Genomic DNA, 17240 nt, shown 5'->3' with positions numbered 1-17240 from the left:
CCAAACACCTCCACATAAGGTTTATAACGATTGGATTACAATCTCTCCGTGGAATTCAACTCCGGTTTGCAACCTAAGGTTAAATGTTCACTATATAAGCTTTACGTCACAGATTTGGGTGGTGTAGGTCATGACTGAACCCGATATCTTTTACATACTGGGGAACAAGGTGAGGCGCGATCTGCTCAGCCACCTCACCTGTACCGAGTGCTACTTCAGCTTCCTCAGCAGCAAGGTTAGCGTTTCCTCGACGGCGGTAGCCAAGCACCTTAAAATCATGGAACGCGAAGGCATTTTGAAGTCCTACGAGCGGGAAGGACCGTTCATAGGACCGGCCAGGAAGTACTACGACATCGCCATCTCGAAGACCTACGTTACCACGGTAACTCCCAACCTCTTCTGGTACCGCGGTCTGGACCTCGAAGGGGTGCCCCTCGAAAAGGTCAGAATTGATCTGAGCCGCATACCTCCGGAGCACGACAGTCTTCTGGAGATGGTCAGCTCTTTCTTGGAGCTGAGCTCGGAGCTTGAGAAGGTACTCCGCGCACTTCAGAGCATAGAGAGCAGGCGTGACAGGCTTATGAAAGAGATTAAGGAGCGCTACCTCAATGAGATAGGGGACATGACCCAGCTCGCTATACTGCACTACCTCCTCCTCACGGGCGAGGCGACCGTTGAAGAGCTGAGCGACAGGCTCAACCTCAAGGAGAGGGAAGTTCTGGTCAAGGCCCAGGAGCTGGACAGGTTCGTACCGTTAACAATAAAAGACGGAATCATCAAAATCGACGAGGACAAGCTAAAACAAAAGCTTGGCGGTGTCGAATATGCCGGAGAAAATAAGGGTCGTGGTTAACGAGGACAGGTGCTATCTCTGCGGTGGCTGCGCTGGTGTCTGCCCGACTTTAGCGATAGAGGTTCACTCAAGCGGCTGGGAGTTCTTCCAGGACAAGTGCATCTACTGCAGGATATGCATAACCGCCTGCCCCGTCGGAGCGCTCAGCGCCGAACCCCTGGAGGTGGGAGAGTGAAGGAGATGAAATACGACGTCGTCGTGGTGGGCGCCGGAATAGCCGGCCCCATAGTCGCGAGAAACGTTGCTAAAGCCGGATTTTCTGTCCTGCTCATCGATAAGAAGCCAGCCATAGGAACGCCCAAGCAGTGCGCTGAGGGAATAAGCATAAAGGTCTTCGAGAAGTACGACATACCCTACGACAGGCGCTTCATCAACCGCGAGATTTATGGAGCAAAGCTCTACTCACCCAGCGGATACGAGCTTGAGCTCCGTTACAAGGAAGCCAGCGGCGTTATCCTTGAGAGGAAGGTCTTCGACAAGATGCTTGCCTACTACGCTGCCAAGGCTGGCGCGGACGTTCTCGCAAGGACGGAGGCCCTCGATGTTATCAGGAAAGATGGAAAAATAGCTGGAATAAAAGCCAAGCATGAGGACGAGCCTGTTGAAATTTATGCCGATGTTATAGTCGCCGCCGACGGCGTGGAGAGCACCATAGCACGGAAAGCCGGGATAAACACCTACGCTCCGCCGCATGAATTCGATTCAAGCTACGAGTACGAGATGCTCATAGAGGGTTACGACCCCGACCTGATACACCTCTGGTTCGGAAACGAGATAGCGCCGAGGGGCTACGTCTGGGTCTTCCCCAAGGACGAGGACAGGGCCAACGTGGGTATAGGAATAGCCTCGGACAATCCAAAGACGGCCAAGTACTACCTTGACAAGTGGCTGAGGGAAAACAACATCCCCGCCAAGAAGCTCCTTGAGATAAACGTGGGAGTGGTGCCGGTTGGCGGCTTCGTCAAGGAGTTGGTGAAGGACAACGTCCTCGTAGTCGGCGACGCTGCCAGGCAGGTCAACCCGATGCACGGCGGTGGGATGGCCGAGGCGATGGAGGCGGGGACGATAGCGAGCAAGTGGATCGTCAAGGCACTTGAGGAGGAGAACTCCGAACTCCTGAAGAACTACACGACCGAGTGGTGGGAGACCGACGGGGAGAGGCTCCAGAAGGTTCTCAAAGTGAGGCGCGTTACCGAGAAGCTGACCGATGAGGACCTCGACCTCTTCATCCAGATACTTAGCGGGACCGACGCGGAGAAGATAGCAGGTGGAGATTACGGGGAAGTCATAAGAGCGCTCCTGAAGCACCCGAAGGTCATCCTCAGCCCGAGGAGGATAAAACTCCTCAAGGAGCTTCTCTGATTACCCTTTTTTCTTCCAGTCCCTGCAGTTCATGTCAACGCATATCTCGTACTCCCTTCCCTTCTCGCGTATCTTGACAACAGGGGCGCCGTTGCAGCAGGTCTTGTTCGTTGGAATTATCTCTCCCCTCTGAAGGAGCGGGTATGTGACGTTGCACTTGGGCCAGTTGGAGCAGCCGACGAAGCGCTTGCCCGTCTTTCTGTTGTACCTGACGACCAAATCACCGCCGCACTTGGGGCACTTGCCTATGACGAGCGGGCCTTTCTTCTCCTCAGATGCCCTTTTAACGGCCATCTCCTCTTTCTCGCTGAGCTCCTTCACCACGCCGGCCTTTTTGGCGGCGGATTTAGAGGTGGTTGTCCCGGTCCCCGTCGTTTCCACTAGCATCTTCCCTATGTCGAGCTCCCTCTCCTTGAAGACCCCGAGGATCTTGATGAGCTGGTTCTTGCTCTCCTCGATGACGCTCTCTTTATCGGCCTTTCCGGCCATTATCTCCTCCATCTTCTCCTCGAAGGCCCTCGTCAGCTCGACACTCACTATGTCAGGAACATTCTTCTCCAGGGCTTCGACGACGCGCATGCCGAGCGGGGTGACCTTTATCTTCCTCTTGCCCTCGATGTAGCCGCGGCTGTAAAGCGTCTCAAGGATTTGGGCGCGCGTGGCTTTGGTGCCGATTCCAAGGTCTTCCATCTTTTTGATTACAGCGGCTGGAGAGTATCTCGCTGGGGGCTTCGTCTTCTTCTTCTCGCGCTTTATTTGAAGAACATTCACCGGTTCGCCCTCCCTAAAGGCCGGCAGAATAACCTCGTCGAACTTGACGTACTTGCCGTAGACCTTCAGCCAGCCCTCCTTCACAGTCCTTGCGCCACTCAGGATGAAGCGGTGGGAGTTGGAGTTTATGATGACCTTCATTATCTCTCTGACAGCTGGCTCCATGAAGAGGGCCAGGAAACGCCTGACGATCAGGTCGTAGAGGTTGGCCTCGTCTTTGGTCAGCTCTCCAGCTTTTGGAAGCTCGCCGGTGGGATAAATCGCCGGGTGGGCCGGGTCGTCCTTCTTGCCCTCGACGGGCTTGAGCCTCTCCTTACCCAGAAGCTCGTGGGCGAAGGGCTTATACTCCGGAAGCTTTGCAAGGTTCTGGAGGATGGAGCGGAAGTTGAGGTTCTTGGGGAGCTTCTGCGAGCTTGTCCTCGGATAGCTCGTGTAACCCTTCTCATAGAGCTTCTGCGCAATCTCCAACGTCTTCTTCGGGGAGTAGCCAAACGCTGAATACGCTTCCCGCTGGAGCGTTCCAAGATCGAAGGGGACTGGGGGATGCCTGTTCTGCTGCTTTACCTCAACCTTTTCAACGAAGGCCGGCCCCTTCTTGGCCTCCTCAACGATGCGCCTGGCCTCGTTTTCATCAAGGATGCGCTCCTTCTCGTAAACGGCCGTGTACTGCTCCCCGTTCTTCTCCAGAAGCATCTTGATGACCCAGTAAGGAGTTGGCTTAAAGTTCTGGATTTCCTTCTCACGCTCAACGAGAAACTTGAGGGTCGGCCCCTGAACACGGCCGGTGGAGAGAACCTGCCACTTGCCGCTGGCGCGTTTTATGGCGGAGGTGAGGGCTCTGGAGAGGTTCACACCCCAGTACCAGTCGAGGACGTGGCGCGCTATTCCAGCATCGGCCATCCCGAAGTTTATCGTCGGTTCGAGGTTGTACCATGCCCTCAGAAGGTCTTTCTTCGTCAGGGCTGAGAACTTCATGCGCTTGGCCTTGGACGGATCAACGCCGCAGGCGTACTTGAGGGCAGTATAACCGATAACCTCGCCCTCGGTATCGTAGTCGCAGGCAACCACGAACTCATCGGCCCTCTTGGCGAGGGTGGCCAGGGCCTTGATGTAGTCCTTCGCGTAGCTCTTGCCTTTCTCGGCGACATAGACCGGAACCCATTCTATGTCAAAGACCGGATAACCGTAGGTCTTCGTCTTTGGGGCGAGCGAGAAGAGGTGGCCAACTGCTGGAGCTACGATTATTCTCTTCCCGTCGCGGGTGAACTCGTAATAGGGAACCTTTCCAATTGTCTTTCTAACGGGCTTGCCCTCAGCCAGGGCATACGCGATTTTACGGGCGACGTTGGGCTTTTCCGCTATAATGAGCGTGACCATGGTGACACCTCTACTCCCTACGGGGCGGCCGTATAAAAATCCTGCGGAGCAGGCTTTTAGCAAAGATGTCCAGGATTCCACCGAACGCCCGCCTTTGAGAGACTGTTAACTTTTGGTGAAGCTTCAGCGAAAAGCTTAATAAGGAACCTCTCAATGCACTACCGCGGGCGGGGCCGTAGGGTAGCCTGGTCCATCCTGCGGGCTTTGGGAGCCCGTGACCCGGGTTCGAATCCCGGCGGCCCCACCATAACAAACTTTTCTAACGAAAAGTTTGATCAAAGTTCGTGATTCCTTCTCAAGAATGCTTTATTGGAAGTAATCTCTTCAGAGGTTTGCTTGTGAGTGAGAGGATTCTTTATTCAAAGGAGTCTTTGATGAGGTTCAAATTTTTAGTGCTCCATAGGAGTGTGAGTCAAAGTGAACCCATTAAAAGCGCCTTCTTGACTATTGAATCCGACGTACAAACCAACCCAGTAAAACAGAAAATCCACATAATAATTTTGGCCAATCAATAGGAGTCACAAACTTTTGATCAAACTTTTGCTCTGCAAAAGTTTGTTAGAATGGAGCCCCGGGCGGGGTTTGAACCCGCGACCTGCCGCTTACCAAGCGGCCGCTCCACCAGGCTGAGCCACCGGGGCGTCGATGATACCATGCAGACCAGCGTTTATAAATTTTTCCCTCAGCCCATTTTCTCAACGAGGCCCTCCAGAACGTCCCTGAATTTGGCCGCGTCTATCCACTTGATGCCCATCTTCTGCGCCCAGGTCAGTATCCCCACGTCGGCAGAGACTATCGTAGCGTCCAGCTCCTTTGCAAGTAGGATAAGCTCAAAGTCCTCCTTGCTGTCCACGATGCCCTCCCGGAGGGCCTTCCGGTAGTTCCTCCTGAGCTTCTGGATTATTTTGTCCACGTTGTCCGTCTCGATGACGCTCTCTCGGACGGCTTTCTCCGCCACACGGAGTCCCTTGTCTATCCTCCTTCTGATGTCGTCTATCAGCTCGTACACGACGAAGGCTGGAATCTTGATGTCGTGGACGTTGGGGGGTTTCTTGATCACGTAGAGCTCTATCTCGGGGAGAAGCTCCTCCTCGTCAACGAAGTGCATGACCTCACGGTATATGCCGGGCGGCATGTAGAACTCCACCTTTCCAAAGAGCCTCTCAGCGTAGCTCAGAAAAGTCCTCATGGCCTCGGTTGGGGAGTCGCCGAACCTGTCCCGTATCTCGGGGTTGACGAAGATGCTCGTGTCGAGGACGAACCGCATTGACACGGTACCACCACAAGCTTATTTAAGTGCGGGAGTTTAAAACGGTTAGGTGAAAGCATGAAGGTCGGAGTTGTTTTTGGAGTTAGCGAGCTTGCGAACCCGAAGGCATTCGAGAAAAAGGCCTCGGAGTTCATAACGAACCTCGCTCAGGAGTTCGATGTTGTGGGGGGCTTCTTCATCTCGACGAAGAGGGATTTCAGGGAGGCAAGGGAGGAGGTCAACTTCAACGACGTTGACGCTATAGTCCTCTACCCCCTGACCGGCGGAACAGAGGGCCCGCTCAAGGAGTTCTTCGTTTACAGGCGGCCGATAGTCATCTACGGTGACCCCTTCAACAACTCCCTCGCCGCTGGAATCGAACTCAGGGAATACTTCAGGGACAGGCTGGTCCCTTCAACGCTTGTAAAGGACTTTAACGAGCTTAAAGCGGCACTTCTTGGCTACGACGACATGAGAGAGGTTCTGGATAGGTTCCTCCGCATGCGCATCGGCATAATCGGCAGAGTCTCACCCTGGCTCATCAACGAGAAGTTCGAGCTCCCCTACACCAGCATCAGCCTCAAGAAGTTCTACGAGTACTACGAGGCGACCACCGACGCGGAAGGATGGAAAGCGGTGGAAGAAATCGTTGGGAAGGCCATCGAGATAAAGGAGCCGGGCAGAGAAGACCTCGTGAAGGCGGGGAGGATATACCTGGCCATAAAGAGGATACTGGAAGACTACCGGCTGGACGGATTCACCATCGGCTGCTTTGACTTAATTGGCAAGCTCAAAGCGACACCCTGTCTGGCGCTGGCCATGTTCAACGCTGAGGGAATCCCCGCTGCATGTGAGGGCGAGCTGAACGCCCTTCTGGGCATGATGATAGCGAGGCGCTTCTTTGACAAGCCCGCGTTCATGGGCAACATAGCCGACTACGGGGAGAGCTACATAATCCTCGCCCACTGCACCGCCCCCCTCATTGGAAAGTACATCGTCAGGTCCCACTTCGAGAGCGGCATGGGCGTCGGTGTCGATGTCCAGCTGCCGAAGGGAAGGGCCAGCCTCGTGAAGATACGCGGCAGAAAGGCCGTTGTTGCCGGCGTCGAGGTTATTGGCCAGGAGCACAGCGACTTTCGGTGCAGAACCCAGGTGAAGCTCCGCGTTGAGGACGCCGAGGACTTTCTGGACGGCACTCTGGGCAACCACCATCTTCTCGTCTACGTCGACAGCGAGGAGCTGGCGGACCTGCTGAGCGAGCTCGGCTTTGAGGTAATGCTCTACTGAGCTTTCGTTTTAATATTCATGTCATGTATAAAAGCTCAAAAGCCCAAAAGAGGGATAAAGGAAAAGTTCAGGTCTTTTCCGCTTTCTTCCCATAGAGTACAAGGCCAGCAAGGAGGGCAACCTCCAGGCCAACTGGTATTATATGGAGCGTCGCTGAAACCAGACTGAGGGCTATTATAACCACCCTCAGCACTTTGGGAACCGAGATTGCCTTGAAGTGTCCCGTTATCGCTATGGCCATCATGTACATTATCAGTATCGTTGCAATGAAGTAGTAGAGCACCCTCAGTGCGACTTCCGGTGTCCATTCCTGAACCGTTATCAGGAACATCTCCGGATGGGTGAAGTATATGTAGGGGCCGATGTAACCTGCCAGGGCGTACTTAACCGAGTTTATTGCCGTCTTCCAGAAGTCTCCTCCCGCCAGGGCCGAACCCGCGTACGCTGCCAGTGCCACCGGTGGCGTTAGATCGGCCAGTATACCGAAGTAGAACACGAAGAAGTGAGCCGCCAGGAGGGCTATCGCTGTGCTGTACCCAGGAACGGGTGCATCGTAGATTGGATTGCCCGCCACGGCCGTGTACACCGCAGGGGCCGCTACCAAGGAGGTGATGACGTAGTTGGCCGTTGTTGGCACTCCCATTCCCAGTATCAGGCTGAAGACCATGGCCATTATCAGGAGCAACAACAGGTTTCCTCCGGCGAGGTCAACGAGCTTGTAGCCGAGGGATGTAACGAGACCTGTCATCGTCAGGACGCCCTGGATGAGACCGGCACTCGCGGCTGCGAGCATGACTGTGGTGCTTGTTTTGCCCGCGTCTATCATGGATTCGTACGTGGCGCTGTACATCTTCTTTCCGTCCTCTGTCCTCGACTTGTAGCCGACTATCAGGGAGAATATTATCCCGAAGGTACCGCTCATCAGGAGGATTTCCTCCTTCCTCATGTAGAGGAACTTCCCGAGAACCACCATCAGGATGAAGAGCAGACTTATGTAGAACTTTTCGTTGAACTCAACTTTGTCGGTGAAGAAGGCTGCGGCAATCAGGACTGCGGCAAGCAGGAGGAGTACAATCCCCACTGGCTTTGCATACTCTCTGCTCGTGAACATGAGGAGGGTCGTAACGAGCGCCAGGGCCACGTAGAAATGCTCGTGTCCGGGGATGTTGTCCTTTGAAATCCACGCCACCCAGATGGCTATTCCAAGGGAAGACACCGCCGCTATGTGGGGGGCTATACCCCATACGAGGGCCACCGTTATGACGATGATGGGCAGGAGGATGTATATCTTCCGCAGGAAGTAGCTTATGGGCTGGAAGTGCTCACGTGGCATTCCCTTGAGGCCAAGCCTCTTCGTTTCCAGGTCTATGAAGAGGTAGACACCTGCATAGTAGATGAGAGCCGGAAGGACGGCCGCGATGATCAGCTTGTTGTAGGGAACCCCGAGAAACTGGGCCATGATGAAAGCCGCCGCTCCCATAACAGGGGGCATCAACTGTCCGCCCGTTGAGGCAACCGGCTCCACGGCTCCAGCTATCTCCGGCGGGTATCCGGCTTTTTTCATCAGGGGTATTGTGAAGGTTCCCGTGGTGAGAACGTTCGCAACACTCGAACCGCTGACGGTTCCCATGAGGCCGCTTGAGATAACGGCGGATTTGGCCGGACCGCCCGGTCTCGTTCCAAAGAGGCTTATCATGAACTCCGTTATGTAATCGCTGACACCAATCTTGAGCAGGAACGCTCCAAAGAACACGAAGGCGAAGACGTATATCGTCATGACATAGAACGGTATCCCAAAGATACCCTGGTCGAGGTAAAGGTACTGGGCTATTCTCGTCCAGTTGTAGCCGGCGTCACGGATTCCATAGAGCAGAAAAACAGTGACTATCGTGGGCAGTATCCAACCTATGGCACGCCTTGTCGCTTCGAGGACGAGGATTATGGCAAGGAATCCGAAGATAACGTCCGTCTGATTGACGTCGTAGTAGACCATGTAGGTGGGCCAGCGCCAGAATTTGTAGAATGCAGCCGCCAGACCAAGGATTATCAGCACATAGTCGAGTATCATGACCTTGTCGAGGTACTTCTGCTTTTTCATCACAGGATATCGAAGGAACGTTATTATGAATATCATGCCAAGGACAAACGCCATTATCTGCTGATCCTGGAAGTCCAGCTTGAGGAACTCGATGGTTATTCCGAGCTTGTCGAAGATAGAGTACAGCAGGAAAGTAAAGTTAAAGATGAACAATATCTCGAATATACCTATGAGTATCGCTGCAATACTAACTACCCTATCGAGCCTCGGTGACAGGGTTCGGACTGTTTCAAGCTTTATCTTTTTCTCGATGGCTTCCAAATTCTCCCCCACCATCAACACCTCCTGAGTATTAAGAGAACGAGAGGGATCTTTTGGGTTCTGATTTCGAGTATACCCTCCTCGGGGGGCTGGACAAATGCCGTTTTGCCGTCAATGATTATCGTTGCGTTGTTGACCGGAATAAACCAGTAGCGCCAGGATGTTCCCAGAAATTCATTGGCGTTTTTCACGTAGAATGTCCCAGACCTGTAGTTAAACTCTATGGGTTGTCCCGCGAGGAACTCCTGCCACCTTTCCTGGACGAAGTAAATTCCGTTCGGGGATACACGGTACACGTCCACGACCTTGGTCAAAGAGACGCTGTGGGTGTAGTGGATTTCAAGACTTGAGTTGGATTCCACATGATAGTAACACTCAGCCCCATCAAATTCTACCCCGATCACAGAGACAGGGAGAAGGAGAGCAATTAAAGGCAACAACAAAAAAAGAAAAAGTTTTTTCAAGGACTCCCCCCCTTCATCCCTTGTACTTGTCGGGGACAGTTATTCCGTGCTCCTCGTAGTACTTGATTGCCCCGGGGTGGAGCGGAACCATGAGTCCCTCGAAGGCTTCGTCCATTTTAATCTGCTTGGCCACCTGGTGAGCCTTGGCAAGGTCATCAATGTTCTCGTAGAGAATCTTGGTGAGCTCATAGACCACCTCGTCCGGGAGATCCTTGTGGACAACGAGGGTAGCCTTAACGGCTATCGTCTGGGCGTCCTCGTCCATTCCGTTGTATGTGCCCTTGGGGATGACTACCTTGACGTAGAACGGGTATCCCTGGTCGTGGAGCTTCTGAACAACCTCGTCGGGAACGTTAAGGATCCTAACCGGAACCTTGACCGCTATCTGGTTGATCGCAGGTGCCGGGTAAGCTATGACGGTGAACTCTGCATCAACCTGGCCGAGAACAAGGCTCTGGGCGGCTTCTTCAAAGGTCTGGTAAACGGGCTCGATCTCATCCCATATTCCAGCGGCCTTGAGAACCCTCTCGGCGGTGGCGGCGACACCGCTTCCCGCGGCACCGACGACAACCTTCTTACCCTTGAGGTCGTAGATGGTCTTTATGTCGCTGTCGGCCCTGACGACGATCTGAACGGGCTCTGGGTAGAGAGTTCCGATGGCCCTGAGAACCTTTACCGGGTGACCCTCAAACTGGAATTTGCCTTCCCAGGCGTACCAGGTGACGTCGTTCTGGGCTATTGCAACCTGGGCCTCCCCCTTGTCGATGGCCTTACAGTTGGCGACACTGGCTCCGCTGGTAACGGCCTTGGCGGCTATCAAATCGCTCTTCTTGTTTGTAATTTTGGCAAGCATTGAGCCTATGGCAAAATAGACGCTACCTGGGCCTGAACCGGTATAGATGGTAATCTCGTATTTTCCTTCGTCGTTCTTCTGCACAATTGGCTTGCTCTCGGTTCCTGTCTGGGTTCCACCGCCTCCACCGGTACAACCGGCGGCCACTACTGCCAAGACCAAAACAAACACCAAACCAAGGGCACTCCATTTCTTCATTTTTTCTTCACCCCTTCAAATTTGACGCCCGCATGTGTGCAGGCGTCCAAGTAAGTACAAGTATTAGAGTATATGAGCACCACACTATTATATATTTTTTGGCTGATTGGAAGTTTTACAGGGTATTAAACAAAAATAAAAGTTCGGAGATTGAAAATCCTTCAGTAGTAGTACCAGATAGTCCAGTAGTCGTTCGGGTCCTCACCTATGCTCTCCAGGTACTCCAGGTACTCTTTTATGGGAACGTCCGGGTAGGTGTATAGTTTGGTCTCGCTGATGCCCTTCTCCCAGGGATGCATCAGATATATCCTGCTTCCATCGGGCCTTATCCCGACGAGCTCCCTGTCCTGCCAGGCGCGGAGGTGGTTCTTACCCATCCTGGGCACGTTGAAGACCGGCTCATCCGGCCTGAACTGTCCAGGAAGAAGCCTGGCCTCCTCCTTTCTCTCCTGAACAACCCTTGCTATTGGAACCAGGTAATCCTTCTGCTCTATCTTGCCCTTTGGATAGAAGGTGTAGTACGGGTCTATACCCACCTTCTTGAGGGCTATTCTAAGTGCAACGTTCTCAAAGCGTCTGCTGACGTTTCTCTGATAGACCAGCTGGTTGTAGATGTAGATTCCCTGTCTCCTCACCTTATAGGCCGCTTCACCCATCTCGGGTGTAACTTCGTAGGCGCTCTCAACGTGAGTTGAGATGGAAACGTTTCTCTTGCCCGGTTCTATGTACGAGCCAAGTATCTCGGCAAGGCTGTCGGTTATCCTCATTGGGACGGTCACGAAAATCCTGCTGCCCCATCTTATGTTGACGACATGGTCCATTTCGGCGAAGCGGGCCATTATTTTGTCGATGATCTTGTCGCTCAGGGCCAGCGGATCGCCACCGGTTATCAGGACGTCCATCATGGAGTCGTGCTCGGCGAACCAGTTAAGGGCCTCCTCTATCTTGTCCCATCCTGGGAAAGAACCCGCCATGAAGGGCTCAAGGACTTCCCAGTTCCTCTGGCAGTAGACACATATCTGCGGACAGGTATCGTAGGCCTTGAGGATGGCAATGGTGACGTATCTCCTTGTAACGAGGTCTATCGGAGACGTGTCGTGCTCACCCATGAAGTCAAAGTAGTACTCCCTGTCCTCACGGTGGATTATCATGTTCTTCATGTACCAGTCGGGGGGCATCACCTGCCTCCTCACCTGCCTGTCATGTAGATACGGCTCCTGGAAGTCCCAGAGGTGCAGGTAGTAGGGAGTTATTCCCCAGGGAATGTGGTACTTCACAGCGAGTTCGACCTGTTTCAGGTCATCCTCGGGAACCTTCACGATGCCCAGTTCGTTAAGCTCCCTCAGGGTCTCAAGGCCCTTCTCCCTCTTAAGAACGTGGGAAAACTGCCACTTGTAATCGAACCACTCATCCTCGGTTATTCCGAAGTATTCCATGAGCTGTTCTCTCTGCTTCTTCCTTTTCTCTATTATCTCCTTGTCAAGGCCACTTGGATACCTCTGAAGGTATCCCCGGATGTAGTTCCACTCCTTGTCGAGGTATTCAGAGCGGGCAAGGGCAGCTTTTCTTCCCTTGATCTTGCTGAAGTCCACGAACTTTATTCCAGCCGCCTCAAGCTTCGGTCCAAGCCATCCCTTGGAGTAACCACTGACGGCCGCCATCGCCCTGAAAAGATGCCTGAACTCCTCCACGAAGCCCTCAGTTATAATGCTGAGTACGTGCTTATCCCCCTTGGCGGCTTTCCATAGATACTCTAGAGTGCTGAAGCCGGCCGCTTTCTCACCATACTCGGAGATTATGTTAAGGAATACATTTATTGACTCTATCGCAAGCCATCTGTCTATGGAATCAACGCTAATCTCGCCGTTTTTATACTTCCATAGAAGTTCCTCGGCAAATTTCGAAAGCCTTTCTCTGGCCTCGTCCAGGCTTTCACTGGTGAGCAGGATTTCCTTGATTTCGGGAAGGGGTTCAAAGACCTCCAAAAACTTTTCATGAGCTATACCTTGCTTGAGGCCCCAGGGGGACTCCTCAACGTTGAAGGTCGAAATGGCACTTTCCATTTGCTTTTCCATATCCACACCCCCAATGTCTAAACACGAACATGAAGCCCCCTCAGGGACATCAATGCATATTTACCATCATTGGAGGCCATGTTTCCGCTTTTAGTGGGCTCGAAAGGATATATATACTTTACTTTTACCAGAGAGTAAAACATGACAAAATTAAAGTTTTGAACCCGAAATTATGAAAATTTTGCACATTTTCCAGCCTTAAATCTGAAAAATTGCTAAAGTTTAACTTAACATACATCAAAACAAGAAGCATTAGTTTACAAACATAGGGGTTCAGGTTTACATGAACCAACACATTTTGTCCTGCCCTTTCAGACATCGGGCATTCGGAACAAAAGGGTTATAACGACCAATCTTAAGTTCAGCGGGGGATATAGATGAAGGTTATAATGACGACAAAGGTTGACCTGGCCTCAATGAACATCATGAACAAGCTTATTGAAAACTTTGGATTCAATGAAAGCGAGGAGACCTTCGATGGAAATCCCGTGTACAAGAAAGGAGAAACGCTGATACTGACGACGAACGAGGAAATGATATACTACGATGAACTTGACAGGGCCATTGAAGAACAGCTGGGAATTAAACCAGAGATAATAGCCTTTGCCTCCAGGCACTCAAGCAAGCAAAAACTGCCCGCCCTCACGGTCCACGTAACCGGGAACTGGGGAGAGGGCATATATGGTGGGAGAGACGAGAGCCTCGCGGTTTCACAGCCTGTTGCAATGAAACTCGCCCTTCTGAAGATGAACGAACTCAACGACCTCGGCTGGACCGTCTGCTACGAAGCAACGCATCACGGTCCGAGTGAGATTGATGTGCCGAGCTTCTTCATAGAGATAGGTTCCAGCGAGGAGGAATGGGTCGTTGACAGGGCGGGTGAAATAATAGCCGAGACGATAATCTATGTGCTCGAGAACTACGAGAAGGCCAAGTTTCCGGTTGCCATCGGGATAGGGGGAGGTCACTATGCACCTAAGCAGACAAAGAGGGCACTCGAGACTGACCTGGCGTTCAGCCACATAGCGGCGAAGTACACACATCCCCTAAAGAGGGAACTCCTGCTGAAGGCGATAGAGAGAACCTCGGGGAACGTGGACGCTATATACGTTGATTGGAAGGGCAGCAAGGGCGAAACAAGGCAGATGGCTAGGGCGCTGGCCGAGGAACTGGGCTTGGAGTTCATACGTGACTAAACAATCGAAATCTTTAAAGATGTTAAGCGGGATTTTAAAATCAGCACTCGCCCTTAGCTAAATTTATATACTACCTGCCTACAAAGTGAAACAGATGTTAAATTGCCCGGAGGGTGAAAAGATGCTGAAGCTGATTGAAGACGCTATCGAAAGAACCTCTGCCGACCTTAACAAGGCCCCGGAGGCCCAAGTTCCTCAGACGGACATTGATGAGGAGCTTAAGAGGATTCTTGAGCAGATACAGGCCAAGATTTATGTCGTTGGTGTCGGCGGTGCCGGCTGTAACACCATTAACAGGATGATGCAGGTTGGTATCCAGGGTGCGAAGGTCATCGCGGTTAACACCGACGCCCAGGACCTCCTCAAGGTTCGCGCTCACAAAAAGATACTCATCGGTAAGGAACTAACCAGAGGCCTCGGAGCCGGAAACAACCCGAAGATGGGTGAAGAGGCCGCCAAGGAAAACGAGAGGGACATACGCGATGCCCTTGAGGGCGCCGACATGGTCTTCATCACCTGCGGTCTCGGCGGTGGTACCGGCACCGGTGCCGCCCCTGTCGTTGCCGAGATAGCCAAGAAGATGGGCGCCCTAACGGTCTCGGTGGTCACCCTTCCGTTCACCGTCGAGGGCATAAGGCGCATAAAGAACGCAGAATACGGCCTTGAAAAGCTAAGGAAGAACAGCGACACGGTAATAGTTATCCCGAACGACAAGCTTATGGAGGTTGCCCCGAACCTTCCGATACACATGGCCTTCAAGGTGGCCGACGAGATACTCGTCCAGGCCGTTAAAGGAATCACCGAGCTCATCACCAAGCCGGGTCTGGTTAACCTAGACTTCAACGACGTTCGCGCCGTCATGAAGGACGGCGGCGTTGCGATGATAGGTATCGGCGAGAGCGACAGCGAGAAGAGGGCCCTCGAAGCCGCCCAGCAGGCACTCAACAGCCCGCTCCTCGACGTAGATATAAGCGGTGCCAAGGGAGCGCTCATAAGCATCAGCGGAAGCGACGTCAAGCTCGAAGAGGCCCAGCAGATAATCGAGCTCGTGACCAGCAAGCTCGACCCAGAGGCCCAAGTCATCTGGGGCATCCAGCTCGACGAGGAGCTCGGCAAGATGATCAGAATCCTCATCGTCGTCACTGGCGTCAGCTCACCCTACGCCGTCGCCGAAGAGGAGACCCTCTACTACCCCGAGGAGTCAGAGAGAAAAGTTATTAAGCTCGACCTTGAGGAGCTTTGACGACCCCTTTCATTTTCAAAATTCAGCGAGGTGACGAGGGTGGCAACAAGCACGGAAAAGCTTAAAAACTTCTTCGCGGAGTCGCGGAGGGTTTTGATGGTTACAAAAAAGCCGGGAATGAAAGAATTCAAGATGGCAGCCAAGATTACCGGCATTGGAATGATACTAATCGGCCTCATTGGCCTTGTTATCCGTCTGTTCGGCTACCTCATTACTGGCTCCTGAGCCGGCAGCAGGTGATAGAAATGAGCGAAGGCAGAATCTTCACAGTACGCGTCACCGTAGGCCAGGAAGAGACCACGGCCAAGCTGATATACAGCAAGATTAAAACGTATAATCTGCCGGTCTACGCCATACTCGCCCCGTCCAAGGTGAAGGGTTACATATTCGTCGAGGCGCCCAGCAAGAGTGCCGTTGACGAGGCCATAAAGGGCATACGGCACGCAAAAGGTACCCTTCCGGGCGAGGTTAAGTTTGAGGAGATAGAGCACTTCCTTGAGGAGAAACCGGCAGTCAGCGGCTTCGAACCCGGCGACATAGTCGAGCTCATTGCCGGACCGTTCAAGGGTGAGAAGGCAAAAGTCGTAAGGGTCGACGAAGCCAAGGATGAGATAGTAGTCGAGCTCATAGGCTCAATCGTCCCAATTCCGGTCACGGTGAGGGGCGAATACGTTAGACTTATAAGCAAACGCCAGAAGGAGTGAACGGTCAACAGACAGAGGTGAGAAAAATGGCACAGGTTGTTGAGGTGCTCGTTGAGGGAGGAAAGGCTTCACCCGGACCCCCGCTCGGTCCCGCCATCGGTCCGCTCGGACTCAACGTCAAGCAGGTCGTTGATGAGATAAACAAGGCCACCAAAGACTTTGAGGGAATGCAGGTTCCCGTCAAGATCATCGTCACCGACCCGAAGAAGAAGACCTTCGAGATAGAGGTCGGTGTCCCGCCGGTCAGCCAGCTTATCAAGAAGGAGATCGGCGCCCCGAAGGGCTCCAGTGAGCCCGGCCACAGCCCGGTCGGGAACCTAACGATGGAGCAGGTCATCAGGATAGCCAAAGCCAAGCAGGAGCAGATGCTCGCGGCCGACCTTAAGGCTGCCGCCAAGGAGGTCATCGGTACGGCGCTCAGCATGGGCGTTACCGTTGAGGGCAAGGACCCGAGGGAAGTCCAGAAGGAGATTGACGAAGGCGTTTACGACGAGATTTTCGCCAACGCCGAGGAGTGAGGGAAAAGTTTAAAAATCCCTCTTTTTACGCATTTTTGACTTTTCGTTGCTTAAATCAAAAACGAAAGGAGGGCTGTAAATGGCCTTTGACAGGCAGAAACTCGTGGAAGCGGTGAAGGAGGCGAAGGCCCGGGCTAAGCCGCGCAACTTCACACAGACCGTCGAAATGGCAGTCAACCTCAAGGATATAGACCTCCGCAAGCCGGAGAACAGGTTTAAGCTTGAGGTTGTGCTGCCCCACGGTCGTGGGAAGGAGCCCAAAATCGCGGTCATCGCTGATGGTGCCGTTGCCGAGGCGGCTAAAAAGCTCGGGCTTGATGTGATTAGTGGAGAGCAGCTTGAGGAACTTGCCAAGAGCCCAAGGGAGGCAAGGAAGCTGGCGAAGAACTACGACTTCTTCATAGCGGCCGCACCGCTGATGCCAAAGATCGGTAGGTACCTCGGTAGGTACCTCGGTCCAAGGAACAAGATGCCGCAGGTAGTTCCGCCGACCATGACCAACCTTGAACCGATAGTTGCCAGGCTCAAAAAGACCGTCAGGATACAGCTCAAGAACAACCCCGTTGTGCACGCCAGGATAGGAACCGAGGACATGGATGACGAGAAGCTGGCAGAGAATGCCGAGGCCGTTCTTAACGCCATCATCAACAAGCTGGAGCGCGGCGAGAACCAAGTGAAGTCAGTGTACGTCAAGACCACCATGGGACCGGCAGTTAAGGTGGAGAGGTGAG

16 protein-coding genes and 2 tRNA genes are annotated in these 17240 nt (G+C 53.1%); 11 read left to right on the top strand and 7 right to left on the bottom strand.

Annotation, left to right across the window (positions count from 1 at the left end):
• Positions 1-130: 130 nt before the first annotated feature.
• Genes E3E37_RS01380 through E3E37_RS01370 form a run of 3 tightly spaced genes read left to right on the top strand, consistent with a single transcriptional unit; the run spans position 131 to position 2215 of the window.
• A complete protein-coding gene (locus E3E37_RS01380; RefSeq protein WP_167714484.1) occupies positions 131-853 on the top strand; it encodes a transcriptional regulator in 723 nt (240 codons plus the stop codon).
• Positions 825-1028 carry a DUF362 domain-containing protein gene (locus E3E37_RS01375; protein WP_088864267.1) on the top strand — a complete coding sequence of 68 codons (204 nt, stop codon included), beginning with the start codon at positions 825-827 and terminating at the stop codon, positions 1026-1028. The genes E3E37_RS01380 and E3E37_RS01375 overlap by 29 nt, the downstream gene beginning before the upstream one ends.
• Positions 1029-1033: 5 nt before the next feature.
• The gene (locus E3E37_RS01370) at positions 1034-2215 is read left to right on the top strand and encodes an NAD(P)/FAD-dependent oxidoreductase (RefSeq protein ID WP_167715239.1); all 1182 of its coding nucleotides are present in this window, start codon (positions 1034-1036) and stop codon (positions 2213-2215) included.
• Here the strand turns inward: E3E37_RS01370 and topA are convergent, their stop codons facing one another.
• Positions 2216-4363 carry a DNA topoisomerase I gene (gene topA, locus E3E37_RS01365; protein ID WP_167714483.1) on the bottom strand — a complete coding sequence of 716 codons (2148 nt, stop codon included), beginning with the start codon at positions 4361-4363 and terminating at the stop codon, positions 2216-2218.
• A 169-nt stretch (positions 4364-4532) separates the two neighbouring features.
• Between topA and E3E37_RS01360 the strand changes: the two genes are divergently transcribed.
• Positions 4533-4610 (top strand) — tRNA-Pro (locus tag E3E37_RS01360).
• Positions 4611-4927: 317 nt separating this feature from the next.
• Here E3E37_RS01360 and E3E37_RS01355 read toward each other — a convergent pair.
• Positions 4928-5004 (bottom strand) — tRNA-Thr (locus tag E3E37_RS01355).
• Between the two features lie 41 nt (positions 5005-5045).
• Positions 5046-5630 carry an RNA ligase partner protein gene (locus E3E37_RS01350; RefSeq protein WP_088864265.1) on the bottom strand — a complete coding sequence of 195 codons (585 nt, stop codon included), beginning with the start codon at positions 5628-5630 and terminating at the stop codon, positions 5046-5048.
• 60 nt (positions 5631-5690) lie between these two features.
• On the opposite strand from E3E37_RS01350, the gene E3E37_RS01345 reads away from it, so the two are divergent.
• On the top strand, positions 5691-6899 hold the full coding sequence (locus tag E3E37_RS01345) for a hypothetical protein (RefSeq protein ID WP_167714482.1): 1209 nt from the start codon (positions 5691-5693) through the stop codon (positions 6897-6899).
• Between the two features lie 67 nt (positions 6900-6966).
• Here the strand turns inward: E3E37_RS01345 and E3E37_RS01340 are convergent, their stop codons facing one another.
• The 4 genes from E3E37_RS01340 to E3E37_RS01325 all read right to left on the bottom strand — a co-directional run bounded on the left by E3E37_RS01340 (position 6967) and on the right by E3E37_RS01325 (position 12848).
• Positions 6967-9273 carry a TRAP transporter fused permease subunit gene (locus E3E37_RS01340; RefSeq protein WP_088864263.1) on the bottom strand — a complete coding sequence of 769 codons (2307 nt, stop codon included), beginning with the start codon at positions 9271-9273 and terminating at the stop codon, positions 6967-6969.
• Complete coding sequence (locus E3E37_RS01335; RefSeq protein ID WP_157723214.1) at positions 9273-9662, bottom strand: DUF1850 domain-containing protein; 390 nt, start codon at positions 9660-9662, stop codon at positions 9273-9275. Before E3E37_RS01335 ends, E3E37_RS01340 begins: the two co-directional genes overlap by 1 nt.
• A gap of 73 nt (positions 9663-9735) precedes the next feature.
• Entirely contained in the window at positions 9736-10773 is a 1038-nt protein-coding gene (locus tag E3E37_RS01330) for a TAXI family TRAP transporter solute-binding subunit (protein ID WP_088864261.1), read from the bottom strand.
• A gap of 161 nt (positions 10774-10934) precedes the next feature.
• A complete protein-coding gene (locus tag E3E37_RS01325) occupies positions 10935-12848 on the bottom strand; it encodes a KamA family radical SAM protein (RefSeq protein ID WP_198362188.1) in 1914 nt (637 codons plus the stop codon).
• Between the two features lie 377 nt (positions 12849-13225).
• Between E3E37_RS01325 and E3E37_RS01320 the strand changes: the two genes are divergently transcribed.
• The 6 genes from E3E37_RS01320 (at position 13226) to E3E37_RS01295 (ending at position 17239) form a co-directional block, all read left to right on the top strand.
• Positions 13226-14044 (top strand): D-aminoacyl-tRNA deacylase, encoded by an 819-nt coding sequence (locus E3E37_RS01320; RefSeq protein ID WP_167714481.1) that lies wholly within the window; start codon positions 13226-13228, stop codon positions 14042-14044.
• Positions 14045-14165: 121 nt separating this feature from the next.
• Entirely contained in the window at positions 14166-15287 is a 1122-nt protein-coding gene (gene ftsZ / locus E3E37_RS01315; RefSeq protein ID WP_088864259.1) for a cell division protein FtsZ, read from the top strand.
• 39 nt (positions 15288-15326) lie between these two features.
• Positions 15327-15512 (top strand): protein translocase SEC61 complex subunit gamma, encoded by a 186-nt coding sequence (locus E3E37_RS01310; protein ID WP_088864258.1) that lies wholly within the window; start codon positions 15327-15329, stop codon positions 15510-15512.
• Positions 15513-15532: 20 nt separating this feature from the next.
• The gene (locus E3E37_RS01305; protein WP_088864257.1) at positions 15533-15991 is read left to right on the top strand and encodes a transcription elongation factor Spt5; all 459 of its coding nucleotides are present in this window, start codon (positions 15533-15535) and stop codon (positions 15989-15991) included.
• Positions 15992-16017: 26 nt separating this feature from the next.
• Positions 16018-16509 carry a 50S ribosomal protein L11 gene (locus E3E37_RS01300; RefSeq protein ID WP_088853943.1) on the top strand — a complete coding sequence of 164 codons (492 nt, stop codon included), beginning with the start codon at positions 16018-16020 and terminating at the stop codon, positions 16507-16509.
• A gap of 79 nt (positions 16510-16588) precedes the next feature.
• Positions 16589-17239, top strand: a complete 651-nt coding sequence (locus E3E37_RS01295; protein WP_088864256.1) for a 50S ribosomal protein L1 — start codon at positions 16589-16591, stop codon at positions 17237-17239.
• Position 17240: the final 1 nt, after the last annotated feature.

Origin of the sequence: Thermococcus sp. ES12, from assembly GCF_012027515.1 — an archaeon.
In the GTDB taxonomy this organism is placed as follows: Archaea; Methanobacteriota_B; Thermococci; order Thermococcales; family Thermococcaceae; genus Thermococcus; species Thermococcus barossii.
The sequence above is the reverse complement of the archived record's forward strand: the minus strand, read 5'-3'. Positions and strand labels throughout refer to the sequence as shown.

What these genes read in the sequence shown, in the direction of transcription:
- E3E37_RS01380 (WP_167714484.1), top strand. Translation starts at nt 131, where the DNA reads ATGACTGAACCCGATATCTTTTACATACTGGGGAACAAGGTGAGGCGC.
- E3E37_RS01375 (WP_088864267.1), top strand. Translation starts at nt 825, where the DNA reads ATGCCGGAGAAAATAAGGGTCGTGGTTAACGAGGACAGGTGCTATCTC.
- E3E37_RS01370 (WP_167715239.1), top strand. Translation starts at nt 1,034, where the DNA reads ATGAAATACGACGTCGTCGTGGTGGGCGCCGGAATAGCCGGCCCCATA.
- topA (WP_167714483.1), bottom strand. Translation starts at nt 4,363, where the DNA reads ATGGTCACGCTCATTATAGCGGAAAAGCCCAACGTCGCCCGTAAAATC.
- E3E37_RS01350 (WP_088864265.1), bottom strand. Translation starts at nt 5,630, where the DNA reads ATGCGGTTCGTCCTCGACACGAGCATCTTCGTCAACCCCGAGATACGG.
- E3E37_RS01345 (WP_167714482.1), top strand. Translation starts at nt 5,691, where the DNA reads ATGAAGGTCGGAGTTGTTTTTGGAGTTAGCGAGCTTGCGAACCCGAAG.
- E3E37_RS01340 (WP_088864263.1), bottom strand. Translation starts at nt 9,273, where the DNA reads ATGGTGGGGGAGAATTTGGAAGCCATCGAGAAAAAGATAAAGCTTGAA.
- E3E37_RS01330 (WP_088864261.1), bottom strand. Translation starts at nt 10,773, where the DNA reads ATGAAGAAATGGAGTGCCCTTGGTTTGGTGTTTGTTTTGGTCTTGGCA.
- E3E37_RS01325 (WP_198362188.1), bottom strand. Translation starts at nt 12,848, where the DNA reads ATGGAAAAGCAAATGGAAAGTGCCATTTCGACCTTCAACGTTGAGGAG.
- E3E37_RS01320 (WP_167714481.1), top strand. Translation starts at nt 13,226, where the DNA reads ATGAAGGTTATAATGACGACAAAGGTTGACCTGGCCTCAATGAACATC.
- ftsZ (WP_088864259.1), top strand. Translation starts at nt 14,166, where the DNA reads ATGCTGAAGCTGATTGAAGACGCTATCGAAAGAACCTCTGCCGACCTT.
- E3E37_RS01305 (WP_088864257.1), top strand. Translation starts at nt 15,533, where the DNA reads ATGAGCGAAGGCAGAATCTTCACAGTACGCGTCACCGTAGGCCAGGAA.
- E3E37_RS01300 (WP_088853943.1), top strand. Translation starts at nt 16,018, where the DNA reads ATGGCACAGGTTGTTGAGGTGCTCGTTGAGGGAGGAAAGGCTTCACCC.
- E3E37_RS01295 (WP_088864256.1), top strand. Translation starts at nt 16,589, where the DNA reads ATGGCCTTTGACAGGCAGAAACTCGTGGAAGCGGTGAAGGAGGCGAAG.